The sequence below is a fragment of the Bacillus sp. FSL K6-1033 genome (assembly GCF_038630765.1).
Lineage (GTDB): Bacteria > Bacillota > Bacilli > Bacillales > Bacillaceae > Bacillus > Bacillus altitudinis.
Genome location: NZ_CP152041.1, coordinates 267112 through 280334 on the forward strand (window position 1 = coordinate 267112; position 13223 = coordinate 280334).

Genomic DNA, 13223 nt, shown 5'->3' on the forward strand with positions numbered 1-13223 from the left:
AGTATGTGTGTTGAGTCATGATGCTACGATGTTGCCTGTTTTAAGATATCGGTAATATCCTCTGGTGTCGTCCGGCAGCAGCCGCCGATGATTTGTGCGCCGTCTTTATACCATTGCTGCGCACATTCACCAAATGTATGGTGAGACGTATCGCCGCTCCAAACCTTTTCTTCAGGATCATATAATTCCCCTGAGTTCGGATACACGACAATCGGTTTGCTCGTCCCTTTTTTCATCTCCTGAATGAGAGAAGACATATATTGCGGCGGTGTACAGTTTACGCCAACAGCAGCGATCTGCTCATATGGCTCAAGTGCTTGTACACAGTCTCTAAGTAAATCTCCTTCACTAATGTGCTGACCATCCTTTGCACTAAATGTAATCCACGCATATACACCGCTGAACTCATCCTGCAGCAGTTTAGCGATAGCGATTGCTTCAATGAGACAAGGGATGGTTTCACAAGCGAGAATATCTGCACCAGCCTCTACCAATGCTTGAATTCTTGGTCTGTGAAAATCAATGAGCGCCTGTTCTGTGAGTCCGTAATTTCCCTTATATTCTGAACCGTCAGACAAATAAGCGCCGAAGGGCCCCACAGATCCAGCGACGAATGGTTTTGTCCGCTCTTTACGATGTGTCTCATCCTGCCAAAACTGCTCGCATGCTTCTTTTGCTAACGTGACAGATCGTTTCATTAATTCGATGGCATCTTCTTTTGTATAGCCTTTTTCAGCAAAGCCATCAATTGTCGTTTGGTAGCTGGCTGTTGTTGCACAGTCAGCACCTGCTTGGAAGTAGTCCAAGTGTACTTGCTGAATCAATTCTGGCTGTTCAATGAGGATTTTGGCTGACCATAAACTGTCGTTTAAATCACAGCCCTTTCGTTCAAGCTCCGTTGCAAGTGCACCATCTAAAATCAAAGGTGTGTGAGCCTGTAAACGGCTTTGAATAGGATTCATATAAATCAAACAGCCTCCTTTGTCGATCGGAAATAATGGATATGATATGAGGCAGTAGTTTAAATGACTAAAGTGTTTTTGTCAAGGAGAGGAATAAGCATCATACGACGGAAAAACCCTGAAAACATGCGGGTTTGAGTGCATAAACATACAGTTGAAATAATAGAAAACCAAGTCATTGACAGCCTCTAAAAAGAGATATATATTATGGAAAGGTTCATTTCAGAAAGCTTCATCAAAAGGCGCCGTCTTTTGATTTTTATTTTGTCCAACGACTGTCTTCTTTCGTGCAGAAAGAGGGTTTTTTATATGCTTAAAAAAGGAGGAAAGAAGAAATTGAAAAAATGTGTAAAAGATATTGCAATGATTCTAGTTGGTTCTTTTTTATTTGCTGCAGCTGTGAACATGTTTGTCATTCCACTTGAGTTTGGTGAAGGCGGCGTAACGGGGCTGTCCATCATTTTCTACTATATGTTTGAGATTGCGCCGTGGCTGACAAACCTTGTGTTGAATGCGATTTTATTACTTGTGGGGTATAAATACTTGGACAAGAAGACCACGATCTACACAGTGGTAGCTGTCGCAAGTAACTCTCTATTTTTACATTTGACCACTACATGGGTGGTGAATGTCCATGAATTGATCATTGGTTCTATTTTCGCAGGGATCATCATTGGTATTGGCATTGGTCTTGTTTTAAGAGCGGGCGGTACAACAGCGGGATCTGCCATTCTTGGGCGAATTGCGAATAAGTATCTAGACTGGAACGTGAGCTACGCCATCTTGTTCTTTGATCTGATCGTTGTTTTTGCTTCTTACTTTATTATTGGTGCGGAAAAATTAATGTTTACGATTGTGATGCTGTATGTGGCGACTAAGGTGATGGATTTCGTCATAGAAGGGCTTAACACGAAAAAAGCAGTCACGATTATTTCTTCATGCAAAGATGATATTGCAGAAGAAATCAATCACACCTTGGATCGAGGCGTGACCATTTTAAACGGTCGCGGTCATTATTCGAAGGAATCGAAGGAAATTCTCTATGCGGTTATTCAAAAGCAAGAGCTTATGCGTTTAAAGAAAATCATTAAGAAAATTGATCGAGACGCATTCGTTGTTGTCCATGACGTGCGGGATGTGTTTGGAGAGGGATTTGTGAATATATAAAAAACGAAAAGACCCAAAAGGGTCTTTTTTTATATTTTATACCTCTTGTCACATCATACTATGTATTGTATAGTATAAATGGTTAGGAGTTGTAATCATGAATGCACAATTAAAAAAAGGTTTACTTGAATTCTGTGTACTGGCGGTATTAAAGAAAGGCGATTCCTATGGTTATCAAATGATTAAAGATATGTCCCATTGTATTGAGATTTCAGAATCGACATTATATCCGATATTAAAGCGGTTAGAGCAAAACAATTATGTGGAGACCTATTCACAGGAACATAACAGTCGATTAAGAAAATACTACCGGATGACAAAGAACGGACGGGAGCATATCGCGCAATTTTTAGCGGAATGGGATCAAGTGATGGCGATTTACGACTTTATTTCTGGAGGACAGGGCAATGAATAAAAAAGAATTTTTAGCTAGCTTAGAGAAGCACCTGCATCGTCTAGGCGAAAAAGAAAGTGATCGGTTCATCGAGTATTACGATGAAATGATCGAGGATTATCAGGAAGATGGCTACAGTGAACAGGAAGCAGTTCATCAAGTCGGTCAGCCTGCCATCATCGCTGAAGGAATTTTGAAGGAACAAGGAATCAAAACCATTCAGGTGCCGACGTTTGGAGAAAAAGCAACAAGGCTCTCCATCCTCATTTTAGGCTTTCCGTTATGGGGCAGCATTCTAGCAACAGTCTTCCTGCTGATTCTTTCTGTGTATATGGTGATTTGGTGCGTTCCACTCGTGACAGGTACAATGACGCTAGTTGGTTTGCTCGGTGGTTTTTGGAGTATCATTGGTTCTCCATTTATTTTTCATGATGGTTTGCATGTGGTGGTGACGCAGATCGGAGTTGGTATTCTTCTATTAGGTGTCGGATTATTAAGCGGCATAGCCACGGCGTATTTAACAAAGCTATTTGTGCAAGGGACTGTTCAAACCACTAAGGCATTCATGGGAATGTTTAAAAAGAAGGTCGTGAGAGTATGAACGTGAATGATTTAAAAAAGCAATGCATCAAATGGGGGATCATCTTCACCGTTGCCGGAGGAATTGTCATGGCAATTGGTTTTGGACTTTCAGGCTTTGACCTAGATGCATATCAAAACAATGACCAGAACAATGTGTTCCGCACGATCAATTGGAGCAAGCCATAAATGAAAGACCCGCTTATGCGGGTCTTTTTTTCGCTCTGGCAACAAAGAAAAAATAACAGCAAAGTGCGCCAAGGTCACAGAGCATAATAATCAGCCCCATGGGAAAGGCAGTCTGGCTTCCAGCTAAGCCGACAAGGGGTGTCATGCATGCGCCAAGAAGCATTTGTGCCACGCCGATGAGGGCAGCGGCACTTCCAGCATGCGCACCGTGATGCTGCATCGCAAGAGAAGGAGCAGACGTGCCGACAATCCCAACGCTTGAGACCACAAAAAAGAGCGGAATAAGAATGCCATATAATCCTGCATCAATAGAGATCATCAAACACAAGGTGACGCCTCCTAAAGCAGCTGTCAGCAGCCCAATGCGAAGGACTTTCTCCTCACCAATTTTCGCAGCAACGCGGGCAAATACTTGTCCGGCTGTGATGATGCCAAGACTATTCACCGCAAAGGCAGCGCTGAAGCCCTGCGGAGAAAGGTTGAAAATCTCCTGCAATACAAACGGTGATCCAGAGATATACGCAAACATGGCGGCGAAGACAAGTCCTTGTGAGAGAGCATATCCGACAAAGAGTCGATCGCTCGCTAGAATTTTCATCGCACCTAGGATCTGTTTGAAGCCTCCAGTCTGTCTACGTTCCACAGGTAAGCTTTCTTTCAATGAAAACATCGATCTTAGAAGCATGAGCGCCCCAAGGATTCCTAGCAGAACAAACACACCCTGCCACGTCGTGAACCGTAACATTTGTCCGCCCACGATCGGTGCCGCTGCTGGAGCCACTCCGTTGACTAACATGAGCAAAGCAAAGAATTTCGTCATTTCTGAGCCTTCATAATGATCTCGTACGATGGCTCGTGCAATGACAATGCCTGCTGATCCAGCAAGTCCTTGAATCAGCCTTAAAAGAATGAATGTCCAAATTGAAGTGACCACTGTGCATAAAAGAGAGGCCGCAATAAAAATGATTAATCCAACCATCAGCGGCTTTCTTCTGCCGACTGTATCACTGATTGGACCTGCAATCAGCTGTCCAAGCGCAAGTCCAATCAAACAAGCCATGAGACTTAACTGAGACAGCGCCGTGCTTGCTCCAAAGTCACGGGCGATATTAGGTAAAGCAGGTAAATACATATCCATTGCCAGCGGTGCAAGGGCTGTTAAAGAGCCAAGAAGCGCGGCAAGGAGGAATCGATTTTTTTTCGATTCTTGGGGATAAGATAAAGAATTCATATGATGCCACTCCTTGTATACGTCCTCAAATCAGCATAATGAATCAAGCTTTCCATTTCAATCAAAATTTTCAAAGAAAATTTCGTGCAAAATAATTGATCTTTAAAAGAAGACTCTTTACATTGAATGAGTAGAGAAAAGAATCAGATCATCGGCATGCAGTGATTGCATGATACGTATATCCATTCATAGACAAACAGGAGGTGCTGGCATGGAGCAACAAGAGTTGATCATTCGTCAAGCAGTGAGTGAAGATCATGAGGCGATCACACATGTGCTGATCAAATCATACGCACAGTATGAGCCTCAATTTACAGAGGAAGGCTGGCAAAACTATTCTGCAGCACTGCGGGCGGCTGTAGATAACCCAAACATGGAGTTGATGCTTGTGGCCGAGCTTGAGGGCAAGGTCGTGGGGACCCTTCAAATGTTCCGATCATCAGAACAGGCATATGACAAGCCTGAGATGGGGATTACTTCAGCGATTGTCCGGTTTTTAGGGGTAGATCCTGATGTGAGAGGAAAAGGCATTGCAGAGTCATTGTTGCGTAAAAGTATAGAACTGACGCAATCGTGGGGCGAGAACGTCCTGTACCTTCATACGTCGGATAAAATGCAGGCCGCCATTCGTTTATATGAAAGAATGGGCTTTGAACGGGCACTTGATAAAGAATTTGTGAATCAAAATGGGACGCATGTGAAGAGCTATCAGTATGTGATCAAAAAAGAACAGCCGGCTGGCTCATAACACGCTGTATAAGAAGAGGAAGAGCATGTCCTGCATGGACGGGGCTCTTCCTCTTTCTCATGATACCCATACGTTCAGTGCCATATATGAAAAGCACCATGAGATTAATCCGAACATGACAAAGAATTTCAACACATGTTCATAAGGGGTCAGCTTTCGATCTCTTTTCGTTTTCACAAGCCGCCAGTAAAGGGCATAGCCACAAAAAACCAAGATGATTTGTCCGAGTTCTGCTACGGTTTCGATGATTGTGATTCCGTTCATTTGTTTTCACCTCACCATATGTCTTCCATAGGCAGCAGCAGTGAACCTTTATTTCTTCAAAAGAAAGCAGTGTATACTAGAATAAGAAGTAGATGCAGAAGGGGTTGTGACCGATTGTTTCCGCTATATGCAAATTCTTGGGATGACGTCATTGAGAGAAAAATCAAATACGATGATCAGGTTGTGGAACATACGTGTCAGCTGTTAGACGCACAGGAGCAGCAAGTCGTGTTGTTTCATAAAATTCAAGAACCATTTACAATGGTTGCTGGTGATGGCACTGTCACGATTCCAAAAGGGAGTTATACGACCGCCTATTATTGGACGGACCGGCCTTACAATGTCTATTTTTGGCGGGATGATCAAGGCAATGAACTTGGCTCTTATTTGAATATCGTCAGACATACATGGTTTGAAGAACGGGTGGTGATATTTGAAGATTTATTGATTGATCTACTCGTTCTTCCGAATGGTGATTTCTTTGTTTTGGATGAAGATGAACTGCCGGAGAGTTTAGCTTTCTTTGAGCAGGGCTCGGTTCATCGAGCACTCCGTGATGTCATCCATTCGTTAGCGCACATCCTCGATCAAGTGAGGCTGGATGCGAAAGGGAAGTATCATCACACCCTCTTTCAGAAGATGTTGAAATAGAAAAAACGATTCCTTGCTGAAAGGAATCGTTTTTTTATCAAACCTTGATCCGGTTTAGTCGTTTTTGTAAAGCAGTTTTTGTTTTAGATGCTTTTAGTTGTTTGACCGCACTTTGAGCGGTTGCTTTTGTTTTCTTTGTTCGTTTGGCTTCGGCTTTTTTGACTTTTTGTTTGGCATCTGTCACTTTCTTTTGATAGGCGACTTGTTTTTTGACTTTGTCGAGCCGGTTTTGCAGGCTTGTTTTTTCTTTGCCTTTGGATAGCTTTTTAATGGCCGTTTGGGCACTTTTAATCGAGCCTTGGGTTTTATTTTTTTCAGCTGATTTGACCTTCGCTCGTGCGTCACGAATATCAATGGCTGTTTGGACTTTTTTGACTCGGTCAGTGAGTGCGGTTTTTTGCTTGCTGGCAGTGAGTCTGCCAATTTTCGTTTTGGCTTGATCAACATCTGTCTGTTTTTTAGATGTTTCGGCTGTCTTGACTGCGCTTGTAGCAGTCTTTAAAAAGGTTGACTGCGGCACATATTGCACGCGGCCATAGCCGAATTGTGGATCTTTTCCTTTTGCGCCAAGATCCACTGTATAGCTGCGCAATAAAGTACGGAGCTGAACATTTGTTTTCTTAGGATGTAGCTGTTTTAACAGCGCAAGCATTCCTGTGACATGTGGTGCCGCTTGTGATGTACCCGTTGCATACCAATATTCATTTTTCAAATAGGTACTGATGACGTTCTCGCCGGGAGCGGAAAATTCAATTCCTTTCCCCGTATTAGAGATGGAGGCGAGTTTGTCTTTGTCAGTCGTTGCGGAAACAGCAATGACGCTATTGTATGCGGCAGGATAACTAATACCATTCTTCTTTCCATCATTTCCACTTGCAGCAACGACCAGCAGTCCTTTTTTGTATGCTTCATCAACTGCTGAACGTAAAATCGGAATGTTATCTTCAAAACCTAGACTTAGGTTGATGATGTCCATCTTATTGCTAATTGCCCAATCAATGCCTCGGAGCAGACTGTATAAGTCGCCTTCTCCTTTTTTATCTAATACTTTTACAGCATACAGCTTCACACCAGAAGCGACACCGACCGTACCGTAATCATTATTGAGCGCCCCAATTGTACCGGCGACATGTGTTCCATGTCCTTCATCATCTTTGTAAGAAGACGTGTAATCGACGAATGATTTACCGCCGGCTACCTTTAAATCTTCATGTGGGAAAATACCAGTATCGAGAACGGCTACTTTCACATCTTTTCCTGTCACGCCTTCTTTGATTGCTTGCTTTACATTGAGCTTCTGCAAGTTATAAGATTTTTGTACCAAAGCATCCTGACCACTAGCAGCAGCCGTTTTTTTCACGGTAGAAGCAGCGAGTTTGACCCTAACGTTTTTTGAAACATAAGCGATGTTTGGGTCTTTTTTAAGTGAGGTGACAGCTTGCTCATCTGCTGTCACTGCTACAGCTGGAAGATGTATGTATTGAGCGTTCACTTTTTCACTTTCTTGAATAGCCGTCTGTTTTCCTTTTTGATTTTTATAGACGATGATGACATCTGTTTCTTTTGGTGGTGCAGCTGCCTGCGAATGGAAGGGCAAAGCAGTTGTCAAAGCAAGAAGAAACGCGATGACCACGACGATTTTCTTTTTCAAGGCAATGGCTCCTTGCATATGAGGTGACCTCCGTCTTTTTTTCTTTATTATATCGGAGAAATAAGATAGATGGTTAGAAGAATCATAGTCTAGAAAGAAAGTTTTTTTCACACGTATCCCGAAATTGAATTTCATAGAATTCTAGTAGACAATAGAGAGATCATAATATGAGAAAGAAGGACATGCCGATGAATGTAAAAGAGTATATGACGTATGATGCGACGGGACTGGCGTCACTTGTGCAGAAAAAGCAGGTCACACCCGAAGAGCTTGTACAAGCTGCATTTACTAGATTGGAAGAAGTGAATCCAGTACTAAATGCGGTGATTCAGACTAGACGAGATCAAGTGTTCAAAGACATGAAGTCACTAGATGCGGATCAGCCTTTTGCTGGTGTTCCGTTTGTGTTGAAAAATATATCGCAGGGGCTGGAGCATGAACCTTTGACGGCGGGTGCTTTGCTGTTAAAGGATGTAAAGGCACAAACAGATTCCCACTTTGTCCGTCGATTGAAGCAGGCTGGGCTCCTCATGATCGGTCATACGAATACACCTGAATTCGGATTGAGAAATGTGACAGAACCCTTTTTATATGGTCCGACGAGAAACCCTTGGAATGCTGACTATTCTCCGGGCGGTTCAAGCGGCGGGACGGCAGCAGCTGTGGCAAGCGGCATCGTACCTGCGGGTGGAGCGAGTGATGGCGGAGGGTCTATTCGGATTCCGGCATCCTTTACTGGTTTATTTGGACTCAAGCCAACAAGGGGGAGAACACCGGTCGGCCCGGGTGCAGGAAGGCAGTGGCAAGGAGCTTCCATTGACTTTACACTCACAAAAACAGTTCGAGACAGTGCAGCCCTTCTTGATTTGCTTCAAGTCATTCAGCCAGAGGCTGCGTTCCAAACGCCATTATATGACGGCAGCTATCAGGAGGATTTGGTGAAACGAACCTCTTCTATGCGAATTGCTTACAGTGTAGACTCTCCAGTAGGCACGAAGGTGAGTGAGGAAGCAAAGCAGGCAGTCTTGAACACTGTGAAATGGCTGAGTGAACAAGGGCATCAAATAGAAGAAGTGAAGCCGGACATTGATGGTGTCCATCTGATGCAGCAATATTACGTCATGAACAGCGGTGAAATGTCTGCCTTATTTACCTCTCTGGCTCGTTCATTCGGGCGTCCGGTGAAGCCGGAGGAGACAGATATTGTGGCATGGGTACTGGCGGAAGCAGGAAAAAATGTGACGGCTGCTGCTTATACAGAAAGTCTTGATGCATGGGATATGGCCGCTGCAAAAATGGCCGCATTTCATCAAACCTACGATCTATATGTGACCCCAGCTACTGCCTATTCGGCTCCAAAGGTTGGCGAGCTGATGCATAACGATCAAGAAATTGATGCATTGTTACGTGTGTCATCCCTTTCAATGCAAGCACAGCAGGATCTGATTTATGAAATGTTCCTCAAGAGTTTGACCTACACACCATTTACACAGCTGGCTAACCTAACCGGCCAGCCATCTATGAGTGTGCCAGTTCATCTCACAGAAGCAGGCATGCCTTTAGGCGTACAGGTGACAGCACCGAAAGGAAAAGAGGACTGGCTGCTCAGACTGGCGTCAGAAATAGAATCATCCTCATTATGGAAAGGAACGCATCCATTACTGAATCAATAATACAATGGCATTGACGTTGGTCTATGGAGGAAAGGAGTGTCACACGTGAGTACGAAGGACAAAATCATTCAAACGGCCGCACTTCTTTTACGTAAACAGGGGTATCATGCGACAGGGTTGAATCAAATCATTAGAGAGAGCGGCACGCCGAAAGGATCTCTTTATTATTACTTTCCAAATGGAAAAGAAGAGCTAGCCATAGCAGCCGTTGAATATATTAGTCAAAGGGTCATCGATCAAATTGAAGAAAGTTTTGCCTATTCTGATGACCCATATGTCGCCGTCGATCATTTTATGACAAATATCATTCGGGGTTTTATGGAGCAAGAAAGTGAAAGAGGGATACCGATTGTCTTACTGGCGGCAGAGTCAAAACCTGAACATACAAAACTTCATGCTGCATGTAAACAAGAAATGATTCGCTGGCAAGAGCTTGTCAAAGAAAAGTTGATGAATAGCGGATATGATGAAACAAAAGCGGATGAGCGGGCATCTCTCCTTCATTCAATGGTCATCGGCGGATTATCAATGACTACTGCATTAAAGCAAACGACACCTTTAGAGCACGTAAAATGTTACCTTAGACACTTATTTATGCGAGAAGAGTAAAATCTCTCGCATATTGCCTATCTATTATATCAATTGGTCTATATAATAAAGATAGTCAATTAGTCATGAGGAGTGATGGGATGTCGGAGCAACCACAATCGATCAAGCAATCCGAAGATACCTCTTTTTATACCGTGTCAGGTTCGGGGGAGCTGTATGGTTTGGAAAATCAGCTTGTACATGTGCTGGCAGAAGCAAATCAAACAAATCAACTGTTTGAGCTCGTCTTAATCACAGGTGGGAAAGGTGCTTACTTTCCGCTGCATTGTCATGAGACGCTATTTGAAACCATCTTTGTGCTGGAAGGGAAGCTGGAAGTGATACTGGACGGTAAAAAGTATATGGTGACGGCCTGTGATTATATTCATATACCGCCCAAAACAATTCATGGCTATAGAATGCATAGTCACAAAACAAGATTTATTTCTTATGCACTGGGCGGGCAAATGACAGATGTCTATCAGCAAATCGGAAAGAGGCTGTTGCAGAATGAATGGCCGATGACTGATCACCCATTTGATGCAGACAGCTTTCATCAGGCTGAAAAAGAAAGCGATATCATGTTGATGCACGGCATTAGGGAGCTATCCAATACAACCAAGCCAGCTGTTTTGTTTCATAGTCAGCTCCCGCGCGCAGTGCAGCCATATGTGCTGGAGGCTGGTGAAGGAAAGCAATACATGGTCGAAGGTCAGCTTCATGAGCTGATTGCGACAACAGAAACAACAGGAGGCGGATTCAGTTATTTTGTGATTGAAGGGACAAAGGGAAAAGGCTTACGTCCGCATTATCATGAAGTGCATACAGAAGCACTTTATTGTGTTGAAGGCAGAATGAATCTTCAGTTAAACGGAGAAAATATTTGCTTGATGCCGGGGGATTTTGCTTATATTCCTCCGAATACCGTTCACTCGTATGAATTAGTGTCTCATTCAAATAAATTTTTGGTTTTGCTGCTGCCTGGCTATATTGAGCAAGTGTTTGAACAATTTGAAGAAGCACAAAGTCCAGGTATGTGCCCTTATTTTATACAGGAAGGGAACATGATGGAGGGTGGGGAGACCTCTGCTCAGTATGATTTGGTGTTTGTCGAAGAAAAATAGCTGTGTAACGCGTTACACATATTGAAGTAAACAACCTGCTGAATAAATCGGCGGGTTATTTTGTTTTCCCTTATGGAACAGCATCCCTATTCATATGCATGAACCATCCATTCAAGGTGAAGCTATAGAAATGATGACTTGAACTAAAGGAGGAAATGCAGATGAGAGCTGTCACCTATCAAGGGAAAAGCCGCATTGCGGTAAAGGAAGTAGCTGCACCATCTATACAAGATCGTGAAGATGTCATCGTTCGGATAACATCTACAGCAATTTGTGGGTCAGATTTACATTTATATCAAGGGAATTTCCCGCTTCCTATTGGCTATGTGATTGGGCATGAACCGATGGGGGTGGTAGAGGAAGTCGGGCCGGATGTCACTGCGGTGAAAAAGGGAGATCGTGTCGTCATTCCATTTACCGTGGCGTGTGGTCAATGTCAGTATTGCCATCACCATTTAGAAAGTCAATGCGATCACTCAAATCCCCATTATGATTCAGGCGGACTTTTTGGATACAGTGAGAAATATGGGAATTACCCCGGAGGACAGGCTGAATATTTACGTGTGCCCTTTGGAAACTATACACCATTTAAGGTGCCGGATGATTGTGAGTTAGAGGATGAACAATTGCTGTTTTTATCAGATGTTCTGCCAACTGCTTATTGGAGTGTAGAACACGCAGGTGTAAAAAAGGGGGATACGGTCATTGTGCTAGGATGTGGACCTGTTGGGTTAATGGCACAGCAATTTGCTTGGCAAAAGGGCGCAGAGCGGGTCATTGCTGTTGATTACATAGACTATCGCCTTCACCATGCAAAACGAATGAGCGGCGTAGAAGTATTTGATTTTACAGAAGACCCTGACATGGGAGAAACCCTAAAAGAGCTCACAAAAGGTGGGGCGGATGTTGTCATTGATTGTGTGGGGATGGATGGGAAAAAGTCACCGCTTGAAAAGATTGAACAGAAGCTCAAGCTGCAAGGCGGAACGATAGGGCCCATTCAAATTGCCACAAAAGCCGTGAGGAAATGCGGGACTGTTCAGCTGACGGGTGTGTATGGAGGTCTTTACAATATGTTCCCATTGGGTGCTTTTTTCGCAAGAAACGTCACGCTGAAAATGGGACAGGCGCCAGCGAGAGGGTACATGTCAAAGCTTTATCAAAAAGTGACAACCGGGGAAATTGATCCTAGAGCGATCATCACACATCAAATACCGCTAGATGACGCAGCTCATGCGTATCACATATTCAATGAAAAACAAGATGATTGTATAAAAGTCATCTTAAAGCCATAAAAAGAAGGCTTAGGATATTTCCTAAGCCTTTAATGTGCGCTCGTCCATCATTTTTTCGATTAATTCAAAAAATGTTTTTTTATCTTCTTCTGATAGGTGATTGAACAGTTGATTGACAAGCAGCTGACGATTGTCGATCATTTGTCTGGCGATTTGTTCACCTGATTCAGAGAGTGTAATCCATACCGTACGGCGGTCATTGTTATTTCTAGAGCGGATAATCAGCCCTTCATCTTCTAAGTGATTGAGAGCGGTTGTTGTTGCGGAGGGAGATAATGAAACTTCCTGCAGAATATTTTTCACAGTACATGATTGATGGCGGTAGATGATGCGTAAAATAAACCCTTTTACATTCGTGACGTTTTTCGGGATATTCTCTTCATCTATTCGTTTCGTCGCCTTTAAATACTTTGTCAGTGCATGGTCTAACAAACTTGCCTCTAGCTCGAAATGTTGCATTCTCCATACCTCTTTTCCTATTGCATTCGCATTTTCCGATCAATTACTAGGTCTATCTTATCATAATAAGCATCATCATTTAAACCAAAATGGAAGACGGCTATAAAATTACCTATATTATCAATTAATAAAAGGAACAATTCCAAAATGAAATGATTTTACTTTCACCTCTTTTTATTTTAGAATGTGAATGAGATAAAATCTGCCAATCCAATTCTCTGGAAATTGGCTATTGGACATCAAACGTT

15 protein-coding genes are annotated in these 13223 nt (G+C 43.1%); 10 read left to right on the forward strand and 5 right to left on the reverse strand.

Annotated features, from left to right (window positions below; genetic code table 11):
- Window positions 1-23: 23 nt before the first annotated feature.
- Entirely contained in the window at window positions 24-962 is a 939-nt protein-coding gene (mmuM, locus tag MHH31_RS01465; protein WP_046526612.1) for a homocysteine S-methyltransferase, read from the reverse strand.
- Between the two features lie 336 nt (window positions 963-1298).
- Here mmuM and MHH31_RS01470 point away from each other — a divergent pair, with 336 nt between their 5' ends.
- The 4 genes from MHH31_RS01470 to MHH31_RS01485 all read left to right on the forward strand — a co-directional run bounded on the left by MHH31_RS01470 (window position 1299) and on the right by MHH31_RS01485 (window position 3291).
- Window positions 1299-2129: a YitT family protein gene (locus MHH31_RS01470; protein WP_025206673.1), complete on the forward strand. Its 831-nt coding sequence runs from the start codon at window positions 1299-1301 to the stop codon at window positions 2127-2129.
- A 97-nt stretch (window positions 2130-2226) separates the two neighbouring features.
- The gene (locus MHH31_RS01475) at window positions 2227-2544 is read left to right on the forward strand and encodes a PadR family transcriptional regulator (RefSeq protein WP_008342169.1); all 318 of its coding nucleotides are present in this window, start codon (window positions 2227-2229) and stop codon (window positions 2542-2544) included.
- Entirely contained in the window at window positions 2537-3124 is a 588-nt protein-coding gene (locus MHH31_RS01480; RefSeq protein WP_342495176.1) for a DUF1700 domain-containing protein, read from the forward strand. Before MHH31_RS01475 ends, MHH31_RS01480 begins: the two co-directional genes overlap by 8 nt.
- The gene (locus tag MHH31_RS01485) at window positions 3121-3291 is read left to right on the forward strand and encodes a hypothetical protein (protein WP_162835678.1); all 171 of its coding nucleotides are present in this window, start codon (window positions 3121-3123) and stop codon (window positions 3289-3291) included. Before MHH31_RS01480 ends, MHH31_RS01485 begins: the two co-directional genes overlap by 4 nt.
- A 13-nt stretch (window positions 3292-3304) precedes the next feature.
- Here the strand turns inward: MHH31_RS01485 and MHH31_RS01490 are convergent, their stop codons facing one another.
- Window positions 3305-4522 carry a multidrug effflux MFS transporter gene (locus tag MHH31_RS01490; protein ID WP_342495177.1) on the reverse strand — a complete coding sequence of 406 codons (1218 nt, stop codon included), beginning with the start codon at window positions 4520-4522 and terminating at the stop codon, window positions 3305-3307.
- A 211-nt stretch (window positions 4523-4733) separates the two neighbouring features.
- Here MHH31_RS01490 and MHH31_RS01495 point away from each other — a divergent pair, with 211 nt between their 5' ends.
- Window positions 4734-5270, forward strand: a complete 537-nt coding sequence (locus tag MHH31_RS01495) for a GNAT family N-acetyltransferase (RefSeq protein WP_008342165.1) — start codon at window positions 4734-4736, stop codon at window positions 5268-5270.
- Between the two features lie 57 nt (window positions 5271-5327).
- Here the strand turns inward: MHH31_RS01495 and MHH31_RS01500 are convergent, their stop codons facing one another.
- Window positions 5328-5534: a hypothetical protein gene (locus tag MHH31_RS01500; protein ID WP_008342164.1), complete on the reverse strand. Its 207-nt coding sequence runs from the start codon at window positions 5532-5534 to the stop codon at window positions 5328-5330.
- Window positions 5535-5648: 114 nt separating this feature from the next.
- On the opposite strand from MHH31_RS01500, the gene MHH31_RS01505 reads away from it, so the two are divergent.
- On the forward strand, window positions 5649-6185 hold the full coding sequence (locus tag MHH31_RS01505; RefSeq protein ID WP_342495178.1) for a DUF402 domain-containing protein: 537 nt from the start codon (window positions 5649-5651) through the stop codon (window positions 6183-6185).
- 37 nt (window positions 6186-6222) lie between these two features.
- On the opposite strand, the gene MHH31_RS01510 is transcribed toward MHH31_RS01505, so the two are convergent.
- Complete coding sequence (locus MHH31_RS01510; protein WP_342495179.1) at window positions 6223-7836, reverse strand: S8 family serine peptidase; 1614 nt, start codon at window positions 7834-7836, stop codon at window positions 6223-6225.
- 188 nt (window positions 7837-8024) lie between these two features.
- Here MHH31_RS01510 and MHH31_RS01515 point away from each other — a divergent pair, with 188 nt between their 5' ends.
- From MHH31_RS01515 to MHH31_RS01530, 4 genes are all read left to right on the forward strand, one after another.
- On the forward strand, window positions 8025-9509 hold the full coding sequence (locus tag MHH31_RS01515; RefSeq protein WP_326241381.1) for an amidase: 1485 nt from the start codon (window positions 8025-8027) through the stop codon (window positions 9507-9509).
- Between the two features lie 45 nt (window positions 9510-9554).
- Window positions 9555-10118 (forward strand): TetR/AcrR family transcriptional regulator, encoded by a 564-nt coding sequence (locus MHH31_RS01520; protein ID WP_024719023.1) that lies wholly within the window; start codon window positions 9555-9557, stop codon window positions 10116-10118.
- Between the two features lie 80 nt (window positions 10119-10198).
- Complete coding sequence (locus MHH31_RS01525) at window positions 10199-11221, forward strand: quercetin 2,3-dioxygenase (protein WP_159145358.1); 1023 nt, start codon at window positions 10199-10201, stop codon at window positions 11219-11221.
- Between the two features lie 161 nt (window positions 11222-11382).
- Window positions 11383-12516, forward strand: a complete 1134-nt coding sequence (locus tag MHH31_RS01530; protein WP_058336307.1) for a zinc-dependent alcohol dehydrogenase — start codon at window positions 11383-11385, stop codon at window positions 12514-12516.
- Between the two features lie 21 nt (window positions 12517-12537).
- Here the strand turns inward: MHH31_RS01530 and MHH31_RS01535 are convergent, their stop codons facing one another.
- A complete protein-coding gene (locus tag MHH31_RS01535) occupies window positions 12538-12975 on the reverse strand; it encodes a MarR family transcriptional regulator (RefSeq protein WP_007498406.1) in 438 nt (145 codons plus the stop codon).
- Window positions 12976-13223: the final 248 nt, after the last annotated feature.

What these genes read in the sequence shown, in the direction of transcription:
- mmuM (WP_046526612.1), bottom strand. Translation starts at nt 962, where the DNA reads ATGAATCCTATTCAAAGCCGTTTACAGGCTCACACACCTTTGATTTTA.
- MHH31_RS01475 (WP_008342169.1), top strand. Translation starts at nt 2,227, where the DNA reads ATGAATGCACAATTAAAAAAAGGTTTACTTGAATTCTGTGTACTGGCG.
- MHH31_RS01480 (WP_342495176.1), top strand. Translation starts at nt 2,537, where the DNA reads ATGAATAAAAAAGAATTTTTAGCTAGCTTAGAGAAGCACCTGCATCGT.
- MHH31_RS01485 (WP_162835678.1), top strand. Translation starts at nt 3,121, where the DNA reads ATGAACGTGAATGATTTAAAAAAGCAATGCATCAAATGGGGGATCATC.
- MHH31_RS01490 (WP_342495177.1), bottom strand. Translation starts at nt 4,522, where the DNA reads ATGAATTCTTTATCTTATCCCCAAGAATCGAAAAAAAATCGATTCCTC.
- MHH31_RS01495 (WP_008342165.1), top strand. Translation starts at nt 4,734, where the DNA reads ATGGAGCAACAAGAGTTGATCATTCGTCAAGCAGTGAGTGAAGATCAT.
- MHH31_RS01500 (WP_008342164.1), bottom strand. Translation starts at nt 5,534, where the DNA reads ATGAACGGAATCACAATCATCGAAACCGTAGCAGAACTCGGACAAATC.
- MHH31_RS01515 (WP_326241381.1), top strand. Translation starts at nt 8,025, where the DNA reads ATGAATGTAAAAGAGTATATGACGTATGATGCGACGGGACTGGCGTCA.
- MHH31_RS01525 (WP_159145358.1), top strand. Translation starts at nt 10,199, where the DNA reads ATGTCGGAGCAACCACAATCGATCAAGCAATCCGAAGATACCTCTTTT.
- MHH31_RS01530 (WP_058336307.1), top strand. Translation starts at nt 11,383, where the DNA reads ATGAGAGCTGTCACCTATCAAGGGAAAAGCCGCATTGCGGTAAAGGAA.
- MHH31_RS01535 (WP_007498406.1), bottom strand. Translation starts at nt 12,975, where the DNA reads ATGCAACATTTCGAGCTAGAGGCAAGTTTGTTAGACCATGCACTGACA.